Origin of the sequence: Pseudomonas sp. (assembly GCF_051660785.1) — a bacterium.
Lineage (GTDB): Bacteria > Pseudomonadota > Gammaproteobacteria > Pseudomonadales > Pseudomonadaceae > Aquipseudomonas.
In genome coordinates this window covers 26253-46646 of record NZ_JBOFQE010000062.1, presented here as the reverse complement: position 1 = coordinate 46646, position 20394 = coordinate 26253, and the positions used below count along the sequence as shown (strand labels likewise).

The 20394-nt window shown below is 60.6% G+C and carries 20 protein-coding genes; 3 read left to right on the top strand and 17 right to left on the bottom strand.

The features are described 5' to 3' along the window. Window positions 1-157: 157 nt before the first annotated feature. A complete protein-coding gene (gene hemE / locus ACRC4F_RS17580) occupies window positions 158-1225 on the top strand; it encodes a uroporphyrinogen decarboxylase (RefSeq protein ID WP_438660494.1) in 1068 nt (355 codons plus the stop codon). 60 nt (window positions 1226-1285) lie between these two features. Here hemE and ACRC4F_RS17575 read toward each other — a convergent pair whose 3' ends face one another. From ACRC4F_RS17575 to ACRC4F_RS17565, 3 genes are all read right to left on the bottom strand, one after another. Beyond that, on the bottom strand, window positions 1286-1930 hold the full coding sequence (locus tag ACRC4F_RS17575) for a retron system putative HNH endonuclease (protein ID WP_438660493.1): 645 nt from the start codon (window positions 1928-1930) through the stop codon (window positions 1286-1288). Then, window positions 1927-3198, bottom strand: a complete 1272-nt coding sequence (locus ACRC4F_RS17570) for an AAA family ATPase (RefSeq protein ID WP_438660492.1) — start codon at window positions 3196-3198, stop codon at window positions 1927-1929. The genes ACRC4F_RS17575 and ACRC4F_RS17570 overlap by 4 nt, the downstream gene beginning before the upstream one ends. Window positions 3199-3276: 78 nt before the next feature. Beyond that, entirely contained in the window at window positions 3277-4506 is a 1230-nt protein-coding gene (locus tag ACRC4F_RS17565; RefSeq protein ID WP_438660504.1) for an MFS transporter, read from the bottom strand. Window positions 4507-4672: 166 nt separating this feature from the next. Between ACRC4F_RS17565 and ACRC4F_RS17560 the strand changes: the two genes are divergently transcribed. Both ACRC4F_RS17560 and ACRC4F_RS17555 read left to right on the top strand, forming a co-directional pair. Next, entirely contained in the window at window positions 4673-5566 is an 894-nt protein-coding gene (locus ACRC4F_RS17560) for a LysR substrate-binding domain-containing protein (protein ID WP_438660491.1), read from the top strand. A gap of 92 nt (window positions 5567-5658) precedes the next feature. Beyond that, the gene (locus ACRC4F_RS17555; RefSeq protein ID WP_438660490.1) at window positions 5659-6102 is read left to right on the top strand and encodes a DUF2846 domain-containing protein; all 444 of its coding nucleotides are present in this window, start codon (window positions 5659-5661) and stop codon (window positions 6100-6102) included. 152 nt (window positions 6103-6254) lie between these two features. Here ACRC4F_RS17555 and ACRC4F_RS17550 read toward each other — a convergent pair whose 3' ends face one another. The 14 genes from ACRC4F_RS17550 to ACRC4F_RS17485 are packed head-to-tail and all read right to left on the bottom strand — an operon-like array spanning window position 6255 to window position 20273. Further along, the gene (locus ACRC4F_RS17550) at window positions 6255-7079 is read right to left on the bottom strand and encodes a hypothetical protein (RefSeq protein WP_438660489.1); all 825 of its coding nucleotides are present in this window, start codon (window positions 7077-7079) and stop codon (window positions 6255-6257) included. Window positions 7080-7105: 26 nt separating this feature from the next. Continuing rightward, on the bottom strand, window positions 7106-8332 hold the full coding sequence (locus tag ACRC4F_RS17545) for a beta-ketoacyl-ACP synthase (protein WP_438660488.1): 1227 nt from the start codon (window positions 8330-8332) through the stop codon (window positions 7106-7108). Further along, window positions 8332-9060, bottom strand: coding sequence for a 3-oxoacyl-ACP reductase FabG (fabG, locus tag ACRC4F_RS17540; RefSeq protein WP_438660487.1), 729 nt, complete (start codon window positions 9058-9060; stop codon window positions 8332-8334). The genes ACRC4F_RS17545 and fabG overlap by 1 nt, the downstream gene beginning before the upstream one ends. Window position 9061: 1 nt before the next feature. Further along, window positions 9062-9520 carry a hotdog family protein gene (locus ACRC4F_RS17535; RefSeq protein ID WP_438660486.1) on the bottom strand — a complete coding sequence of 153 codons (459 nt, stop codon included), beginning with the start codon at window positions 9518-9520 and terminating at the stop codon, window positions 9062-9064. Then, window positions 9517-10713, bottom strand: coding sequence for a beta-ketoacyl-[acyl-carrier-protein] synthase family protein (locus tag ACRC4F_RS17530; RefSeq protein WP_438660485.1), 1197 nt, complete (start codon window positions 10711-10713; stop codon window positions 9517-9519). The genes ACRC4F_RS17535 and ACRC4F_RS17530 overlap by 4 nt, the downstream gene beginning before the upstream one ends. Beyond that, window positions 10710-11192 (bottom strand): hypothetical protein, encoded by a 483-nt coding sequence (locus ACRC4F_RS17525; protein WP_438660484.1) that lies wholly within the window; start codon window positions 11190-11192, stop codon window positions 10710-10712. Before ACRC4F_RS17525 ends, ACRC4F_RS17530 begins: the two co-directional genes overlap by 4 nt. Then, complete coding sequence (locus ACRC4F_RS17520; protein WP_438660483.1) at window positions 11189-12436, bottom strand: NAD(P)/FAD-dependent oxidoreductase; 1248 nt, start codon at window positions 12434-12436, stop codon at window positions 11189-11191. The genes ACRC4F_RS17525 and ACRC4F_RS17520 overlap by 4 nt, the downstream gene beginning before the upstream one ends. Next, window positions 12423-13583, bottom strand: coding sequence for a sodium:proton antiporter (locus tag ACRC4F_RS17515; RefSeq protein WP_438660482.1), 1161 nt, complete (start codon window positions 13581-13583; stop codon window positions 12423-12425). The genes ACRC4F_RS17520 and ACRC4F_RS17515 overlap by 14 nt, the downstream gene beginning before the upstream one ends. Next, window positions 13580-15919: an MMPL family transporter gene (locus ACRC4F_RS17510; protein WP_438660481.1), complete on the bottom strand. Its 2340-nt coding sequence runs from the start codon at window positions 15917-15919 to the stop codon at window positions 13580-13582. The genes ACRC4F_RS17515 and ACRC4F_RS17510 overlap by 4 nt, the downstream gene beginning before the upstream one ends. After that, window positions 15903-16655, bottom strand: coding sequence for an outer membrane lipoprotein carrier protein LolA (locus ACRC4F_RS17505; protein ID WP_438660480.1), 753 nt, complete (start codon window positions 16653-16655; stop codon window positions 15903-15905). Before ACRC4F_RS17505 ends, ACRC4F_RS17510 begins: the two co-directional genes overlap by 17 nt. After that, complete coding sequence (locus ACRC4F_RS17500) at window positions 16652-17077, bottom strand: acyl-CoA thioesterase (RefSeq protein WP_403103193.1); 426 nt, start codon at window positions 17075-17077, stop codon at window positions 16652-16654. Before ACRC4F_RS17500 ends, ACRC4F_RS17505 begins: the two co-directional genes overlap by 4 nt. Next, complete coding sequence (locus tag ACRC4F_RS17495) at window positions 17070-18614, bottom strand: HAL/PAL/TAL family ammonia-lyase (protein WP_131061425.1); 1545 nt, start codon at window positions 18612-18614, stop codon at window positions 17070-17072. The genes ACRC4F_RS17500 and ACRC4F_RS17495 overlap by 8 nt, the downstream gene beginning before the upstream one ends. Next, entirely contained in the window at window positions 18595-19542 is a 948-nt protein-coding gene (locus ACRC4F_RS17490; protein WP_438660479.1) for an LpxL/LpxP family acyltransferase, read from the bottom strand. Before ACRC4F_RS17490 ends, ACRC4F_RS17495 begins: the two co-directional genes overlap by 20 nt. Next, the gene (locus ACRC4F_RS17485) at window positions 19539-20273 is read right to left on the bottom strand and encodes a glycosyltransferase family 2 protein (RefSeq protein WP_438660478.1); all 735 of its coding nucleotides are present in this window, start codon (window positions 20271-20273) and stop codon (window positions 19539-19541) included. The genes ACRC4F_RS17490 and ACRC4F_RS17485 overlap by 4 nt, the downstream gene beginning before the upstream one ends. Between the last annotated feature and the right edge of the window lie 121 nt (window positions 20274-20394).

Sequence of the window (20394 nt, the reverse complement as noted above, 5' to 3'; positions counted from 1 at the left end):
CCGAGGTGCCTGCATCGCCGGCAGGCCAGCTCCCACAGTGTTGTGTGGTGCTGCAAAAATGCGACAAATTGACCCGATAGACAAAAGGTGCGGCGCTTGCCGTGCCTTTTGCGTCGCGCTCTGAGAAAATGCCCGCACTTTTTTTCCGGATGCCGACATGACTGCCCTGAAGAACGACCGTTTCCTTCGCGCCCTGCTCAAGCAACCCGTTGACGTCACGCCGGTATGGATGATGCGTCAGGCCGGTCGCTACCTGCCGGAATACCGCGCCAGCCGTGCCAAGGCCGGCGACTTCATGAGCCTGTGCATGAACCCGGAGTTCGCTTGCGAAGTCACGATGCAGCCGCTCGATCGCTATCCGCAACTGGACGCGGCGATCCTGTTCTCCGACATCCTCACCATCCCCGATGCCATGGGCCAGGGCCTGTACTTCGAAACCGGTGAAGGTCCGCGCTTCAAGAAAGTCGTCAGCACGATGGCTGACATCGAAGCCCTGCCGATTCCTGATCCGCATAAAGACCTCGGCTACGTCATGGACGCGGTCAGCACCATCCGCCGCGAACTGAACGGCCGCGTGCCGCTGATCGGCTTCTCCGGCAGCCCATGGACCCTGGCCACCTACATGGTCGAAGGCGGCTCGTCGAAAGACTTCCGCAAGACCAAGGCCATGCTCTACGACAACCCGCAAGCCATGCACCTGCTGCTCGACAAGCTCGCGCAGTCGGTCACCAGCTACCTCAACGGCCAGATCATGGCCGGCGCGCAAGCGGTGCAGATCTTCGACACCTGGGGCGGCAACCTGTCGGCGGCGGCGTACCAGGAGTTCTCCCTGGCCTACATGCGCAAAATCGTCAGCGGTCTGATCCGCGAGCACGAAGGCCGCAAGGTTCCGGTCATCCTGTTCACCAAGAACGGCGGCCTGTGGCTGGAAAGCATTGCCGACGCTGGCGCTGATGCATTGGGCCTGGACTGGACTTGCGACATCGGCAACGCACGTGATCGTGTCGGCAGCAAAGTCGCACTGCAAGGCAACATGGACCCGACCGTGCTCTACGCCAAGCCAGAAGCCATTCGCACCGAAGTCGGCCGGATCCTCGCCAGTTACGGCAAGGGCAGCGGCCACGTGTTTAACCTCGGCCATGGCATCACGCCTGAAGTTGATCCGGAGCATGCGGGCGCGTTCCTGCGCGCAGTGCATGAGCTGTCGGCGCAGTATCACGAGTGATCACTATCCGATAACGAAAACGCCCGGCTTATGCCGGGCGTTTTTGTTTGGAACGCAACTTCAGGAAATCAAAAGTTGTTCGGCATAGCGGACGATGACGTGATCGAAGGCAGACTGTTCACTTAGCGGTGTTGAGCGGAACGCATTAGCGATGATTTCGAAATCTTCGTCACTTGCCTGTCTTATAAATGCGGGATCAAAAAGCTTGCTGATGATTTCGTGACGTCGGTTGTTCAAGTAGGCAATGTCTAGCGCAAGTATCTCGATCATCTTCGAAGCTTGCGTGTCTGTCGCCTCTGTCGCTTGAATCTCTCCCGTTTGGAGATAGCGGAAGCGTTTTTCACAACTTTCCTCCAGGGGAGAAATATGTTCGTCTTCATCAAACCAGTTATCCTTCTGGTGTCCACAATGCAATGGAGAGCCTGACTCTTTTTTCCGTATGCAAGAGGCATGAAGATTTTGGTATTCCAAAGCCAGATTCTTGTAGTCTTCTTGCGGCCTGAAATGTTCAATGTGACTGGACGAGTGGTTTATGTCTCTAGCGCAGTAACAGCAAAAATAGCCCTGCTCCAACAACAAACTAGTGTGCAGGTCATACTTTTCCGGGTTTTGCAGTGAGGTATAAGTGGGACTCCAATCTTCGTTAGCCTCGGCTTTCCACTGGATAAACGAAGCAGGCTCAGTTCCTTTGAACACTTGTCTCATTTTCCTAGAAGCTCCTTGCGCCGGATCAACGCTTGGGCGCCTGCAAACTCAGGCAAGTCAGGGGCTTTTTCCTTGAGAGCTTGAAGTCGGGATTTGGCTTTTTCCAGATCGTTGTCTTCGATGGTGCTGAATAGCTCATTCAGAAGGATCTCTATCTCGGGTTCACGTCCTGATACCCCCATGACTTCTTCCAGTACTCGGCTGGAGTCCAACCCATAACTGACACGAGGGTGTGTTGCATTTCCGTCATGGAGCACCATTATTTCTTCTGGCCTTAGGCTTCCGATTATTTGCGGCGAATGGCTAGCGGCGATGAACTGAATTTTAGGGAAAGCATTCTTCAGTGCCGGAACGATGTTGCGTTGCCAGGTTGGGTGGAGGTGAATGTCCAATTCATCGATGATTACGACACCTGGAGTTTTTTTCAGGACGTTCTTGCCCATGTGCGGATTGAGGATGCACATGCGGCGGGCGATATCTGCGAAGAGGGCGACCATGCCGCGTTGGCCATCGCTCAGCAGATTGAAGGGAAGGGTTTGCCCATTGTTCATATCTACGAGCAAACACTGCATCCGAAGGTCGTAACGTAAGTCCGTCGATTGTGGCAATGCAAACTGAATCGCTTGGTTGACCCATGCTAATTCGTCGTCAAATGGTGCAGACGTCATTCCTTCATCCAGCAAGGTTTGCATTCGCTCAAGCGTCTTGGCGATCAACCAGCTTTCGAAATCCCTTAGATCCGTGACTGCGTCATACCAGTTGCTATAGCTATCAAAGCGGGAAACCTTTTGCTGGGCTGCAAACTCTGCCGAAATATTCGCACTCTTCCAACGTCGGTCCGCGCGGTAAAACGAAAGGATGGGCAGGTCCGGAGTAGTTTGTGCCTCAGATAAGGAAAGTACTTGGTCAACCTTGTTTTTCAGCTGTTTATTCGAAGCAGCAGGTGAATCCTCAACAAGGCTGAACGTTTTCCATTCGTTTGTACCCAATACATCCCCTGTACTCACTATCGAAAGAGGGAATTTTTTTTCGTATCGAGTTTTGCCTTGGAATTTATCAACAACTACACGAACATCATCGTTTATTGAGAAGGTTCGGTCGGCTGTCATTGCGTTGGCAAACTCAACGAATGATGCGGCCACCGCCTGCAACAACGAAGTCTTCCCACTCCCGTTAACCCCCACCACCAGATTGAAACCCGGCTGAAAGTCGAAAGTGGCATCTTCGTAGCAACGAAAATTCTGAATGTGGAGACGGTCCAGGCGCATTCTGGCTTCCCTTTACCAAGACTGACGAATGCCGTCAGTGTACCTTGGCTCGCGATTACCGCTAGGGCGCGTTTGTGGCTAACCCTGTGCGGTGCCTGGCAGCGGCGGCAACTTCGCCAGCTTCAACGCCACCAAAAGCGCAATCACCAGCAACGCACCGATGAACAACCCGATCCCGTTCCACCCGCCCAAGTGCCAGAACACCCCGCCCGCCGTCCCCGCAATACTCGAGCCGGCGTAATAGCTGAACAGGTACAGCGAAGACGCTTGCCCTTTGGCCTTGACCGCCCGGCGACCGATCCAGCTGCTGGCCACCGAGTGCGCGCCGAAGAAGCCGAAGGTGAAGATCAGCATGCCGATGATCACCACCGGCAGTGGCGTGAACAGGGTCAGCGCGAGACCCGCGAGCATCAGCACGATCGTCGCCCATAGCACTTTGCGCCGGCCCAGTTTGTCGGCCAGCGAGCCGATTTTTGCCGAACTGTAGATGCCCGACAAATACACCACCGACAGCAGCCCTACGAAGACCTGGTCCATGTGATACGGCTCGGCCAGCAGGCGATAGCCGATGTAGTTGAACAGCGTCACAAACGCGCCCATCAGCACGAACGCTTCAAGGAACAGCAGCGGCAAACCGGCGTCGCGAAAGTGCATGGTGAAACCGTCGAGCAGGCTGCGCGGGTGCAGCGAGCGAGCGCGGAAGTTGCGTGATTCGGGGAGGATTTTCCAGAACACTGCCGCCGCAATCAGCGCCAGACCACCAATCACCAGCATCGCCGTGTGCCAGCTGACGAAGTCGATCAATACGCCAGTGATTAAGCGGCCGCTCATCCCGCCAATCGCGTTGCCACCGATGTACAAACCCATTGCCAGGCCGATGTGCTGCGGGTGGATCTCCTCGCTCAGGTACGTCATGGCGACTGCCGCCAGGCCGCTCAACGACAGCCCGATCAACGCACGCATGATCAACACGCCTTCCCAACTTGGCATCATTGCACTGGCCATGGTGCACAAGGCTGCCGCGAACAACGCGGTCACCATCACTGGCTTACGCCCGACGCGATCAGAAATCGGCCCTGTGATCAGCAGGCCGATGGCGAGCATGCCGGTGGCCACCGACAGGATCAGGCTGCTTTGTGCCGCGTTGATCGAGTACTCGTGGGACAGCAGCGGCATCATCGGCTGTACGCAGTAGAGCAGGGCGAAGGTCGCGAAGCCGCCGGAGAACAGCGCCAGCACCGTGCGCATGAACATCGGTGTGCCTTTCTCGATGTAAATCTCCTTCAATTCGGCGACAGCATCGTCCAACGCGGCGGGCGGAACTTCATGGGCAAGGGGGGCGACAGCAGTTTTCACTTCAGACCTCGGAGGGCGCAGCCGGTCAGGCAATGAAAAAAGCATATAGCTGCCTAATGATTCAATCCAATATATTGTTCGACCTGTTTGATAGGTTTAACGACCTAATGGAGTTTTCATGGAATTGCGTCACCTGCGCTACTTCATCGCCGTCGCCGAAGAACTGCACTTCGGCCGCGCCGCTCAGGTACTGGGCATCTCGCAACCGCCGCTGAGCCAGCAGATTCAGGCGCTGGAGCAGGAGGTGGGCGCGCGGCTGTTCGAGCGCACCAACCGTCGGGTGGAACTCAGTGAAGCCGGTCGGCTGTTTTTGCAAGAGGCGCGACTGGTGCTGGCGCAGGTCGACAAAGCGGCCGATGTGGCACGGCGTGCGCAGCTCGGCGAGTTGGGCGAACTGAAGATCGGCTTCACCTCGTCCGCGCCGTTCAACTCGACCATTCCCCAGGCGATTTTTTCGTTCCGCCAGCGCTTCCCGGCGGTGCATTTGAATCTGCGCGAAATGAGCAGTACCCAAGTGGCCGATGCGCTGGTCGATGAGTCAATCGAGGTCGGCATCATGCGACCGCTCGGGCTGCCGGAATCCCTCAGCGTCGTGGAACTGATGCGAGAGCCGCTAGTGGCAGTGCTCAGCTCCAAACATCCGCTGGTCAATGGCAGTGAAGAAGGCTTGTTTCTGTCAGCGCTGGCCCTCGAACCGTTCGTATTTTTCCCACGCAGTTATGGCAGTGGTCTGTACGCACAGTTGCTCAGCCTGGCCCGTGATGCTGGCTTCAGCCCACACTTCGCGCAAGAGGCGGGCGAGGCGATGACGATTATCGGATTGGTGGCGGCGGGGTTGGGGGTGTCGGTGTTGCCGGCGTCTTATCAGCGGATGCGCATTGAGGGCGTGGTGTATCGGCCGTTGCTCGACCCGGCAGCGGTGTCGGCGGTGTGGCTGGTGCAGCGCAAAGACCAGAAGTCGCCGATGGCCAAGGCGTTTGTGGAGTTGTTGACGCGCAAGCTGACGCCTTAGGGGCTCGAGGTTTTTGTAGATGCGCCACTTGGACTTTTTTCTAGTCGGCCGATAACCGTTATTGGATTCATCACAAAATATGGAGATACACGATGTTCAAGCAGTTAACGTTTACCGCTGTTCTGGCCATGATGGCGCTGACTGGCGGTTGTGCTTCGGTAAAAATGGCTGATGAAACCCAGGACGCTCAGGCCAAGACTTTCCAGGTAAGTCCGGACAAAGCCAACATCTACGTTTATCGCAACGAGAGCATGGGCGCAGGCGTAAAAATGCCAGTCACGCTCAACGGCAAACCGGTCGGCCAGACCGTGGCCAAGTCTTACCTGATGTTGGCCGTCCCGGCCGGTCAGCAGACTTTGGTGTCTTCTGCGGAAAACGATTCTGAACTGAAACTCACCGCAGAGGCTGGCAAGAATTACTTTGTCTGGCAGGAAGTGAAGGTCGGCTTCATAAAGGCCCGCAACAACCTGCAAGTCGTCGACGACAAGACCGGCCGCGCGGGCGTTGCTGAGAGCAAGTTGATCCAGGCTCAGTAAGCGTTTGAACGGCTCCCGAAAGGGACTTGCAAGACTCTTAGGATCCTGGGCAACCAGCCATCGCAGAGCCAGACAGGCACAGGCGATGACAAGCCGACCTGTTTGTGAAGGGGCGCCGAAAGGCGCCCTTTGTCGTTCTTGTGGTACTCGCTTCAGTCGACGTGGACCAGATCCCCGCGCAAGGCCACCCCGGACACCACCGCCTTCAGCGCCTCTAGCCCCGGGATTTCCTCGTCGTCACTGCACTGGTATTTCCCGGTGTCCTGGCTCAAGTCGCGTTTGCTGATGCCGGCGATGTTGATCACGGCGTTGGCGCCGGCCTTTTTGGCTTTGCTCTGCAAGGTCGCCAAGGTCGATTGCAATGCCCAGTAGCAGGCGTCTTCAGCAGATTTGTCTTCGTCGTCGCCGGCTCTTCGGCTGCTGCTCACAGGATTCAGTTTGCGCACCTGCGTCGGCAGGGCTTCTCCCGCCAGGTAGAACTTGACGCTGCCGTCCAGCAGACCGACTTCGGTGGCGCGTTTCACGCCTTCCTGGAAGTCCTGGTAGGTGGGTTCATAGGCGCCTTGCGACGCGAAGACCTGATCCACGTCCGGGTCGGAGGACAGTTGCTTGACGACGTCGTCGCGCAGGTAGTTGATCCAGCGGTTGTAGGTGCCATGGATCCTGCCGTCCTTGTAGTCCAGGCCGCGGCTGTCGCGGTAGTCCATTTCAAACGAGGTGGGCGTGTAAGGGATGTCGATTTCGGCGTGATGCCGCTCACGCACGGTGATGGCCGCTTTGATCATGCCCGGTCGCGCCGACTGCACGACCCATTGACGCTCAATCAGCGCGGTGACGATGGCGCGGCTCATCCGGTCGTTGGTCAGGCCTTTGTCGCTGGAGAAGTTTTCCTTGGCGGTGTACACCGGGCTGCTGGTGCAGCCGCTCAGCGCAACGGCCAGGGTGAACATTGCGCCGATGCGCCGAAACCGAGTCATTCCCTTCACTCCAAACGTCTTCCAGATCAGTGCCAGCGACGGAAAATCAACGAGGTGTTGACGCCACCAAAAGCGAAATTGTTGTTCATCACGTACTCGTTGCTCATCTGCCGGAATTCGCCGCGCAGGTAGTCGAGCTTGCCGCAATGCGGATCGACCTCGTCGAGGTTGAACGTGTGGACGTACAGGTCGCGGTTCATCATTTCGATGCTGAACCAGGACTCCAGCGCACCGCAGGCGCCCAGGGTGTGACCGAGGAAGCTCTTCTGCGAGCTGATCGGCATGTGTTCGCCGAACAACGCGCTGGTGGCCAGTGTTTCGGCAATGTCGCCCTGTTCTGTAGCCGTGCCGTGACCATTTACATAGCCGATGTCCGACGGCTGCAGCCCGGCGTCTTCCAGCGCCAGTTCCATGGCCCGGCGCATGGTGGCCTGCTCAGGGCGGGTGGTGTGCTGGCCGTCGGCGTTGCTGCCGAAACCGACGAGTTCGGCGTGGATGTGTGCGCCGCGAGCGAGGGCGTGCTCGAGCTCTTCGAGGACCAACATGCCGCCGCCTTCACCGATTACCAGGCCATCGCGTCCTTTATCGTAAGGGCGTGGGCTGGTTTGTGGGGCGTCGTTTTTCAGGCTGGTGGCGTAGAGCGCGTCGAAGACCATGGCTTCGGTGGGGCAGAGCTCTTCGGCGCCGCCGGCGAGCATCAGCGGCAGGCGGCCGAACTTGATCGATTCGTAGGCGTAGCCGATGCCCTGGCTGCCGCTGGTGCAGGCGCTGGACGTCGGGATCAGCCGGCCGGTGAGGCCGAAGAAAATGCTGATGTTCGCCGCGGTCGTGTGCGGCATCATCCGCACGTAGGAGTTGGCGTTCAGGCCCTCGGCCACCGAGTTGAGCAGCATGTTGCCGAACGCCTTGATCTCGTCGGTGCTGCCGGTGGACGAGCCGCAGGCGACGCCCATGCGTCCGTCCTTGATGATCGGGTTACCCAACAGTCCGGCGTCGGCCAGCGCCTGTTCCGACGCGCCAACCGCCAGGCGCGAGACCCGGCCCATGCTGCGCAGCTGCTTACGGGTCCAGTGGCTCGGGACCTTGAAATCGTCGATAGGCCCGGCCAGGCGCGTGTTGAGCTCGGTGAACCGATCCCATTCGTCCATCCGGCGAATGCCGCTGTGGTTGGCCGCGAAGTGGCCGGCGATGGTGTCCCAGTCGCTGCCCAGTGAGGTGATGCCGGCCATGCCGGTGACGACGACGCGCTTCATCAGCACAGGCCTCCGTTGACGGCCAGAACCTGCCGGGTGATGTACGACGCTTCCGCCGACATCAGGAAATTCACCGCGCTGGCCACCTCTTCCGGGGTGCCCATGCGCTGTGCGGGAATCATTTTCATCAGCTCTTCCACCGGCACATTTTCATCGAGCATTGCCGTGTCGATCAGGCCGGGTGCGACACAGTTGACGGTGATTTTGCGCTTGCCCAGTTCGATCGCCAACGCTTTCGCTGCGCCGATCAAACCGGCCTTGGAGGCGCTGTAGTTGACCTGGCCACGATTACCGATCAACCCGGAAACCGAGGTGATGCAGACAATCCGCCCGGCAGCACGACGCCGAATCATCGGCATCATTACCGGGTGCAGCACGTTGTAGAAGCCGTCGAGGTTGGTGCGCATCACCACGTCCCAATCATCCTCGCTCAGCGCCGGAAAAGCACCGTCGCGCGTCAGGCCGGCGTTCAGCACCACGCCGTAATAGGCGCCATGCGTTTCAACGTCGGCTTCGAGGATGGCTTTGCAGCTGGCGCGGTCGGAGACGTCGAATTGCAAGACTCGAGCGTTGCGCCCTAAAGCCTGGATTTCGCCCTGAACGGCGATGGCGTCTGCCAGGCCGCTGCGGCAATGCAGCACGATGTCATGCCCGGCCTGGGCCAGACGCAATGCGATGGCGCGGCCGATACCACGGCTGGAACCGGTGACCAGTACGGACTCAGTCATCTCACTGGGCTCCTTGGGATTCATGAAGGTATTGAGCGGCCTGAGGCGGGCGGAACACGTTCAGGCGGGCGGTGGCGTGAATGCCGGGGGCGTTGATGTGGCATTCGAACACGCCCATGCCGTTGTCGTCTTCCAGCGAGCGCAGCCCGTGGATGGTCAGCTCGGTGCCCGCGGGGAAGTGCTCCACGTTGCATTCGAATTTACGAGTGCCGAGCAGGAAGCCCAACGCCACCGCATCACCGCGCTGGCGTGCATGGCAACCGGCGTAGGCGGCGACACTCTGGGCCATCAGTTCGATGCCGACCCACGCCGGCAGGCTGCCGTCGGGGCGATTGAACAGTCCTCCGGGCTTGACGGTGAGGCGGGTGTGAATCTGCTCGTCATCGAACGCCAGGATTTGATCGATGAGGATCATGTCGCCAGCGTGCGGCAGCAGTTCGGCGAGCGGCCAGTCAATCATGGGGCGTCTCCGATAATCAGGCTGACGTTGTTGCCACCGAAGGCAAAGGAATTGCTCATCAGATAGCGGGGTGCAATGGACGTCAGGCGATCGGCCGGGGTCACCCATTGCAAGGCTGGCAAGTCGGAATCGGGCTGACCGTCCCAGACGTGGGGCGGCAAGGCGTTTTCCCGGTTGTTGGCGCTCAGGCTCAACCAACAGAACGCCGCTTCCAGGGCCCCGGCAGCGCCGAGCGTATGACCGGTCATCGGCTTGGTGGACGAGCAGGGCACGCCGTGCGGGAACAGGGCCGAGACCGCCAGGCTTTCCATCGCGTCGTTGTGTTGGGTCGCGGTGCCGTGCAGGTTCAGGTAGCCGATGTGTTCGGGCTGCAAATTTGCGCGACTCAGGGCTTTGCTCATCGCTTGCAGGGCGCCGCGGCCGGTCGGTTCCGGCGCCGAGATATGGTGCGCATCGGAACTGGCGCCGCTGCCGAGCAGGGCGATCGATTGGCTGTCGCCGGCCTTTCTGCTCATCAGAAACAGCACGGCGGCTTCGCCGATATTGATGCCGTTGCGGTTGACCGAAAACGGGTTGCAGCGCTGCTCGGACACCGCTTCCAGCGCCGAGAAGCCGTTGAGGGTCAGCTTGCACAAACTGTCGACGCCGCCGCACAGCACGGCATCGCACAAACCCAGATCCAGCAGCCGCTGGGCACTCATCAGCGCCCGGGCACTGGAGGTGCAGGCGGTCGAGATCACGTACGCCGGGCCGCTCAATTGCAGCCAGTCGGCGAGGAAGTTGGCCGGCGCGCCTAGCTCCTGCTGCTGATAGTCGTAGTCAGCGGGGAATTCATGTTCACGGATGTAATGGGCCAGTCCACGGCTGGCCTCATCGATGCCCGAGGTGCTGGTGCCCAGAATCACACCGATTCGATCGTGGCCGTAAGTCTGGATCGCTTGATCAATCTCGTCGCGAATTTGCAGCGCGGCTTCCAGCAGCAGTTGGTTGTTGCGGCTGCTTTGCTGCGCCAGTTCGGCCGGAATCGACGTCAGTTCGCCACGCACCGCCGCCACCGGCAACGAACGTTCCGGCACCCAGCCGGACTCGCTGCGCATGCCGGAGCAATCGCCGGCAAACAGGTTGCGGGCGACTTCATGTTTGTCGCGACCCAGGGCGCAGATCACCCCGAGGGCATTCAGGTAGGCGGTCATGGCGTTTCACCGCTCAGAGGCGTGACCAGGTACTTCGGACCTTCAGGCAGGTTCAACTCGAATCTCAGTGGTTGCGAGTAATGTACGTCCCAACGAGCGGGCAGGGAACGTTGCGAGCCATGTTGCCAGGCGTCGGGGTAGTTGCCCTGCAATTCGCTTTGCGGGGTAAGTGCGAACAGTAAGGCGGCGAACAACTCCCGGGCTTCCGGATTCGGCGGCAGCAGGCCGTCGGCTTGCCATTGGCCATCGATCAGTTTCTGGCGTGCCTGCGGAATACCCAGCAAGTCCATCATCGACCAACGAATGCCGGGGCCTTCGCGCGCAATCACCAGCACCCAGTCCTGACGCTGGTCAGCCTGCAAGCGCTGAATGTGCAATTGCTGCGGCAACGGCAGGTTTTCGGTTTGCCCGGGCAGCGGTGCCTGGCTGGCGCAAGCACTCAGCAGCAAGAGGCAACCCAGGAGCAGGGAACGAATCATGTGGCATCTCTTGCGCAGAGTTCCGACAGGACGCGCAGTCGACGCTTGGGGTCGCTGACGAACGGATTGCGCTCGTCCCAGGCATAGCCTGCGAGGATCGCACTGATCATGCGGCGAATATCCGCTGAGCTGCCCGGATGGTAAATCACATCCTGAAAGGTCCCGGCGTACCAGCCTTCGACGTAGCATCGGAAGGTGTCAACGCCGCGCTTGAGCGGTGCGGCGAACTCGGTCTGCCAGTCGACACTTTCACCCTGCAGTTGCCGATGCAAAACGCCGGCGGCCATGCTCGCCGAACGCATAGCGATGGTCACGCCTGAGGAGAACACCGGGTCGAGGAATTCCGCGGCATTGCCGAGCAACGCAAAGCCTGGGCCGTGCAAGGTTTTAACGTTGGCCGAGTAACCGCCGATGGTACGGGCCGGCGTGTCCCATACGGCGTTTTTCAGCACGCCTTGCAGGCTTGGGGTTTCAGCGATGAAGCCGCGCAGGCACTCATCCAGATTCTCCATGCGGCCTTCGAAATGTTCGGCGGCCGCGACCACGCCCACCGAGCACCGCCCGTTGCTGAACGGGATGGTCCAGAACCAGATGTCGCGGTGGGTCGGATGGGTGGTAATGAGGATTTTTTCCCGCTCGAAGGTCGGGCTGTCGATATGGTCTTCGATGTGGGTAAACACGGCCTGGCGCACCGGGAAATTCGACGGTGCTTCAAGGTCCAGCAGGCGAGGCAGCACGCGACCGTAGCCGCTGGCATCGAGCACAAAATCAGCTTCGACACGGTACTGGCTGCCGTCTTCGCGCAGTACATCGAGCTGCGGTTTTGCCAGGTTGAAATCGGCGCTGACGATGGCTTCGCCATAGCGCACTTCCACGCCTTGCAGCTCAGCCTGATCGGCCAGCAGTTTGTCGAAATCGGCGCGCTGGACCTGGAAAGTGGTCGGCTTGCCGTTGCTGAATGTGTCGCCGAAATCAAAGGCGCTGTAGTGCTCGCCCCAGGCGAACGCGGCGCCATTTTTCAACTGGAATCCGGCGGCGTTCACGGCGTCGAGCATGCCGGCCTCTTCGACGAAATCCAGGCAGTGCGACAACAGGCTTTCACCGATGGAAAAGCGTGGGAAGTGCTGGCGTTCGATCATCAGCACGTCGTGGCCTTTGCGCTTGAGGAGCGCGGCGGCAATGGCCCCCGAAGGACCCGCGCCAATGACGGCGACCTGGCGACGTTCCATTTCAACTGTTGGCACGGGGGCTCCTTGCCGGGACGGCGAGTTTCAAAGGGGTTTGGTGCATGCCGGCGAGTGCCGGCAGCAGCGTAGCGATCAGGCCCATCACCATCAGCGCGAAGTACAGCGCCGGGCTGATGAGTTGTTGTTGCAGCAGCAGGTTGAGAAAGACGATCTCGCTCAACCCGCGAATATTCAGCAGCAGGCTTTCGCGCCAGCGGCTGGCGCCTTCAAACGAGGCACCGGCCCAACTGAGGCCCAGCCAGTTGCCCAGCAATTTGCTGGCGATCGGAAACAACAGCAGCGCCGCCAGTTGCACCCAGCCGAGGCTGGCCATGGCAGCGTGAACATTGATCTGCACGATGCCGAACGTGAGGATCAGCGGGATGGCGATCCAGGTTTGCAAACGGATCATCCAGATCGCGGGCAACGGCAACCCCAGCGGCACTTTCAGTGCGGCCATGCACAGCAGATAACCGATGCCGAAAATCAGTGCATTGAGCTTGAAGTGTTCGGCGACCACCAGCAACGCGAAGAAGCAGCCGGTGTGCAGCAACGGTTGGCGCAAACCCAGCAAACGCAGGAGCAACGGCAGGCAGGCGCCGGCCAGCGGCAGCAGCAGACTGCTCAGGTGCAGGCTGCCTTGGGCAAAGCCGAACAGCGTCCAGCACGTCAGGTCGATGAGGATCGCGGTTTGCACCAGGCGCCGGGTTGCGTCGGGCGGGTAGTTGATGTGTCGCAGGTACAAAAACAACACCGGAATAGCGGTGATGGCGAACACCAGACCGACCGCCAGCGAACTGATCCACGGTTGCGGCGGCAACAGCCAGACCGAAGTGACGAGCCCGCAGGCAAACGGAATGCAAAAACTCGGCAGGGCAATTTTCAGGCTCTGGCGATCCAGCCGCAGGTCGATCACATCGCTGAGAATGTTCCCCAGCAACAAGGCAAAAGCGAGGCTGTAGAGGTTCTTCAGCCACACCGGCGAGATCAGTTCGGCGCCACTGAGCTGCCAGCCCGGCTCGATCCAGAAGTACATCAACAGCGGCAGACCGAAGGTCGCCAGCAGCAACTGGCTGACGATCGGGATCAAACCGAAGTGCCGACCCACGCGGGTGGCTACGGCGAACATCGCCAGGGCCATCAGCCAAAACAAGGCGATCATCATGCTGCCGGCTCCGCAACGGTGGCGGCATGCACTTGGCGTCCGGCCCATGGCGCAAGGATGAAACTGAAGGCCAGGCCGAGGCTCACCGACAGACCGAAGTTGCTCACCGCCGACGTGCTGGACACCGCCAGCAGACCGAACGACAGCCACGTGGTCACGGCGGCCAGCAAGGTGCCCAGCAGGCTCACGGCGGCGCCGCCGACCTGTTCACGCATGAGGATCGCGTAATCGACGCTGATTGCCGTCACCAGCAACAGGCCGAACAGGCTGAACAGGGTCAGCGGTTGGCCCATCCAGCCGAGACTGGCCAGGCTGCACAGCGCCGCGAGCAAGGGCAGCGAGACGATGCGCAACGCACCACCGAAGCCGAAGGGCAGGATCAGTACCAGAACGATCAACACGCAGGAAGCGAGTTTCAATTCTGCTGCGCTGATCTGTGTCTTGGCGAAAACGCTGTTCAATTCACCGAGGCGGTCGACCAGTTCGACGCCCGGCAAGTCCAGCGCCTGAACGCGCAACAGCGAAGGGTTATTCAGGCCTTGCAGGCTGACCATCGCCGCCACGCCGTCATCGGTCTGCCCCAGCCACAGAGTGCGATAAGGCTCAGCCAGCGGGCCGATCAGAGCAGCGTCGATGTCTTCGACGGGCAGCGCCTGCAACGTTGCAAGCTCCGCTTGCAGTGCGTCTGCCGGCACGCCGAGGTCGAGCAAGGGCTGCCAGAACTGCGGCAACTTGCTCAGCGCTTCGCGCACTTTGCGCTGCTCGCTCGGTTGGCTGGTCAGTTGATTCAGCGACAGGTAACCCTGGAGTTTTTCCAGATTGACCAACTGATCCAGCCGCTCGCTCAGCGCGGTTTGGCGTTCGAGCAATTCCTGCTGGTTGGCCGCGCGCACCAGGAAGAACTGGCTGGTCGGTTGAAAGCCAGTGATGCGCGCAATGGCCTGGGCTTCGTCAGTCAACTGCTGCGGTGCGCCGATCCACTGGCGGATATCGTTCTTGCTCTCAAGTTGCAACAGGCCGCCGACGCAGAAGGCAATCAGCAGCGCCAATAACACCGGCGTACTGATGTGCTTGAGCAGCGCTTCGCGCAGGTTCAGCAAACACTCGCAGATACGCAGCGGCCAGCGCGCCGGTCGCAAGTTCACGCCCTTGAGCAGCGCAGGCAGCAGGCACACCGCTGACAGGTACGCGCCGAGCAGACCGGCGGCGGAGAACACGGCAATCTGGGTCAGGGCCGGGAACGGCGTCCAGGCCAGGGCCAGGTAGCCGATGCAACTGGTGATCAGGCTGAGCGTCAGGCCCGGCAGGGTCAGGCGTAACGCCGGCCAGCTGTTCCAGGGTTTCAGGCTCCAGCTTTTCGACAGGTAATGCAGCGGGTAATCGACGGCCACGCCGATCAGGCTCGAACCCAGCACCAACGTCATCACATGCATGTGACCGAACAGCGCCACGCAGGCCACCGCACCAAACAGCATGCCCACCAGCACCGGAACGAAAGCCAGCAAGACACGCCAGCGCCGGAAGGCCAGCAATAGCAGCAAGAGAATGCCGACGGTGGCGCCACCACCGACCCACGTCATCTCGCGGGTTGCTTGCTGCTGACCGTTGGCCGCGTACAGCAGACCGCTGGCGGCGAGCAGTTGCACGTCGGCCTGAGCGGCTTCTTCGCGGCTGTGTGCGAGCAGGTCGGCCACTTGCAGTGGCAGGCTCATGTCAAAAGCGTTGCCCGTGGTTTTTGCCCGTAGCAATACCCAACTCTTGCCGTCGGCGTCGGCAACCAGTGCACCGCTGCCGATGTCCAGTTGCACGGCGCCGTGTTGTGGCTGGCTGTTCTGGATGCGCCCGGTCAGGCCCAGCCAATCGTCCTGGCTCGGCACCAGGCTGAAACCGGTGAACGGGTCGAACAGCGCTTGCACGCGCTGCTGGATAAAGGCCTCGGGATGTTCGATCAGTTGCTGCCGGTCCATCGCCGAAAGCATCGCCAAACGGCCTTGCAGCAGTTGTGTGCGCAGGGCGGGCAAGTCGGCTTGCAGGTTCCACTGAACCTTCTCGAACAAACCGCTGGCCTGCCACTGCTCGCCCAGTTTTTGCGCCATGGTGATGGCTTGCGGGCGATCCTTATGGCCAACCAACACCAGCATTTCGCGGTTCAGCGGTTCTTGCATGCGTTGTTCGGCGCGCAGCTCCAGCGCGTCCGGCGCCGTGCCCGGCACCAGCTCCATCAGGTTGGCCGACAGCGGTGCACCGTCGCGCCATTGCCAACCGGCGAGCGCGAGCACTGCCAGTAGCAGGATCAGAAACAGCCACGGAAGCTTGCGTTCACTCGGCAAAGTCATGTTGCTCCGCGTCGCTCAACGGCTGTGTGCTGGTGCTGTCCTGCATGCGCAACAGCGTGCTGTCACCCTGGGTTTCCAGCAGTTCGATGCTGTGCACCAACTCGCTGCCGGTGATGTTGATCTGGTTGAACACTTGCTTGAGCAGCATCGAGCGCGGGATCAGCGTCAACTTCCAGTTTTGCGCATCGCCGCTCAGCGAGAGTTCGAAGTCCCGCTGCAGCCCGCTGCTGTCACCTTGCAGCACGGCGAGGAACAAACGGTTCTGCTCGGCGCCGGCGCTCTTGCTCGGGAGCATTTGCCAGCCGTTGGCGTCACGTCGGGCAATGCCTTTGCCGGTGATGCGGTAATCCTGTTGCAGCGGGGTTTTCAGCAACCACAGCAAACCGTGGTTTTTCGCGAGGACGAATGTGCCCTTGCTGGTCAGCGGCTTGGGCAATGCGCGCAGGTGTTTTTCCTGGATGAAATTGCCGTGGATCACATCAGGTTTGGCCAGTTGATCGCTGAGTTGTTGCAGATCGAAGGCGTGAGCAATCGATGACAACCCGAGCAGCGCCAACGCAGCGAGGTATCTGAACACCCGTGGCGAGCGAGCTTGCTCGCGCTGGGCTGCGTAGCGGCCCCAATACGCCGACAAGGCGTGGCCGAGTTGTGAGTGCTGCGCACTCAAGCGCGAGCAAGCTCGCTCGCCACAAGGATTTGGCCTGGCATCAAAAGAGGTGTCGATTTCCGGGTTCATGCCAGCATCCTTTCAACGGCATCGGTGAAGATTTTGGGCGAGGCCAGCTGCATTTCGCGGCTGCTCATGTCGACGGCGACCTGCACCGAGCTGGCGCGGGTCAAGCGTTCACCGGTTTGCAGATCGCTGATCAGGTAGTTGATCTTCAAACGGTTCTCCCACTCCACCAGATTGGCGCGCACGTTCAGCTTCTGACCGAACACGGCGCCGCGCACGTAGCGCAATTGCAAGTCGATCACTGGCCAGGCGTAACCCGACTCGACCATGGCGGTGTAGTTGTGGCCGATCTTGTCCAGCAGCGCACAACGGGCGACTTCCAGGTATTTGACGTAATGGCCGTGCCAGACGACGTTCATGGTGTCGACGTCAAAGAACGGCACGAGGATTTCCGTATCGGTGTGAAGCACTCCCTTGCTACGCATGCAGCCTCCAGTGTTGCTCGGCGATACGCTTGAGGCACAGGCGCAATTCGCCTTCCAGCGCACGGTCTTCGATGACCGGCGGGAAGTCCTTGGCCAGTTCTTCATGCATGGCCGCCAGCGCTGGCGGCAGTGGACGCGCGTCCTCGGCCTTGCTGCGCAGCCACACGCCCTGGTTGGCGGCGAGGAGGGTGGCGGCGGCGACCTGTTCGGTCAGCTCCAGCACGCGGATCGCATCGCGGGCCGCGATGGTGCCCATGCTCACCTTGTCCTGGTTGTGGCATTCGGTGGAGCGCGAGAAGACGCTGGCCGGCATGGTGTTTTTCAGCGCTTCGGCGGTCCAGGCACTGGTGCCGATCTGCACAGCCTTGAAGCCGTGATTGAGCATCGCGCGGTCGGCCGTGGCGCCGGACAAATTGCTCGGCAGGCCATGGTTGTAACGCTCATCCACCAGCAGCGCGAGTTGCCGATCCAGCAGATCGGCGACGTTGGCTACGAGGTTTTTCAGGCTGTCCATGGCGAACGCAATGTGGCCGCCGTAGAAGTGACCACCGTGCAGCACACGCTCGGCTTCGGCGTCGATGATCGGGTTGTCGTTGGCGCTGTTGAGTTCGATTTCAATAAACGAACGCAGCCAGTTCAGGCTGTCGGCCAAGACGCCAAGGACATGCGGCGCGCAACGCAGCGAGTAGCGGTCCTGCAGGCGATGCAACGGTGCGGTAGGCGCGTCGATCGCCAGATCCTTGCGCAGCCATGCGGCGACTTGCATCTGCCCCGGGTGCGGTTTGGCGGCGAACAAGCGCTCGTCGAAGTGCTCCGGATTGCCTTGCAGCGCGACCACGTTCAGCGCAGTGATGCGCGTGGCCAATTGCAGCAGGTAATCGGCGCGGGCGTAGGCCAGGCAGGCGAGACCGGTCATCACCGCGGTGCCGTTCATCAATGCCAGCGCTTCTTTCGGGCGCAGCACCAGCGGCTGCCAGCCGAGTTCACGATGGACGTCGGCGGCTTGTCGGCGCTCACCACGGAACATCACTTCGCGCTCGCCGGACAAGGTCGCGGCCACATACGAAAGCGGCGTCAGATCACCGCTGGCGCCCACCGAGCCTTCTTCCGGAATCAGCGGCAGGATGTCGTGTTCGAGGAACGCCTGAAGGCGTTCCAGCAGTTCCACGCGCACCCCGGACACGCCGTGGCACAACGACTGCAAACGCGCTGCCAGCACGGCGCGAGTGGCCTGGGCGTCGAGCAGTTTGCCCAGGCCGCAACCGTGGAACGTGTACAGATGACGGGGCAACGCCTCGACGTGATGCAGCGGCACCGCGACCACGCACGAGTCGCCGTAACCGGTGGTCACGCCATAGATCACGCCTTCCTTGTCCAGCAGGGAGTCGAGGAATCGCGCGCCCTTGGCGATGCGCTCGCGGTACGCAGGGTCGCTTTGCAACTGCGTCGGCACCTGACGGTTGGCCGCGGCCAGCACGTCTTCGATGCGCAAAGGGAGTTCGCCGAAGGTTACCGGCTCAAGCGTTGGCGTCGTCATCGGTCTTCCAGAAAGGGTAAAAGTTAAACCATTGTCGGGGTGCTTCGAGGCAATAGTGACCCAGGCGTTCGGCGTAGCGGGAAGCCCACTGATGAATGACCTGCTCGCGGTCGCTGCGTTTCCACACCACGGCCTCGGCAAACGGCTCGAGGGTCACTTGATACTGGCCCGTCGGTTTCTTCAGGCACATCAGCAGATGGATCGGGCACTTCAGCAAGCCGGCCAGCAACCACGGCCCTTGCGGGAACGCGGCCTGATGACCGAGGAAGTCCACGGTCACGCTGCGTCCGCCATGCAGCGGCACACGGTCACCGGCAATCGCCAGCCATTCGCCGCGCTCCAGGCGCTCATGCAGTTGCAGCATGATCACAGGGTCCAGTTCACTGACCTGAATCAGGCGCAAATTGGTCGCACCGGCTTCGCCCAGCAAACGGTTGAATTGCTCGGCGTGCTTGGTGTGCACCAGCACGTTCATGGTGACTTTCTCACCGATTTCCGCCAGTGCGCGACAGACTTCGAGATTACCCAAATGCGCGCCCACCAGCATCTGCCCGCGGGTGCCGCGCAACTGATTGCGCAGCAACGCCGGGTCGACGATTTCGATGTGCTCGATGCTCAGCTTGCCGTTCCACACGTCGAGCTTGTCGAGCATCGAATCGGCGAAAGCCATGAACTGGCTGAACACTCGCCAGTGGGTCGGGCGCAATTCAGGGCGAGCGCTCCAGTCCGCGAGGCGCTGCTGGTATTGCCAGGCGCTGCGACGGGCACTGCGGCCGAACAGGAAAAAGTACAAAACGATGCCGTACAGCAGCGGACTCAGCAGCCGCCGGCCCAGCACTTTGGCGCCGAACGCGGTGAGCTTCATCAGCCAGAAGCTCCCGCGCTCCTTGCGGTCGGCCCAATGTTCTTTATCCACGTTGATGCTCATGCTCGCCACCGTCGCCAGAGGATCACCGGCGCCCGCAGCAACATGCCGAAGAACAGCCGGGTGTGCATGCTCGAAATCAGCACATTGTCGTGGAACATGCGGAAATGGGAGACGCCGTCCAGCGGGTAATGGACTTTGGTCGGCAGCCACTGCATCGGCAGATTTCGCCAGGCCAGGCGCACGAGGATGTCCGAGTCGAAATCCATGCGCTTGCCGATCTTCGCCGAGTCGATCAGCGCCAGGGTCGGTGGCAAAGGGTAAACGCGGAATCCGCACATGGAATCGCGGATCTGCAATGACAGCGTGTTGATCCAGACCATGATGTGCGTCAGGTAGCGGGCGTACAAACGGCCTTTCGGCACGCTGGCGTCATATTGCGGATAACCGCAGATCACCGCATCGGGATGCGCGCGTGATTGATCGATGAAGGTCGCAACATCGTGCAGATCGTGCTGGCCGTCGGCGTCCACCTGCAAGGCGTGGCTGAAACCCAGGCGCGAGGCTTCACGCAGCCCGGTCATGACTGCACCGCCCTTGCCCTGGTTGGCGGCGAGGCGGATCAGGTTGACCATCTCGCGCTGGGCCAGTTGGTCGAGTACTCGGGCACAGGGTTGGTCGCTGGCGTCGTCCACCAGAATGCACGGCAGGCCACTGGCGATCACCGCGTCGACCACTGTGGTAATCGCGGTTTCGTGGTTGTAGACCGGGATGATTGCGCAGGGGTTATGCATGTTTGTATACCCCTGAAAAACCGCGGTGCCTGCATCGCGAGCAGGCTCGCTCCCACAGGGGAGTTGCGTCGGTCACAAATCCAGTGTGGGAGCGACGGTGCGGCGATCCGACCTGCTCGCG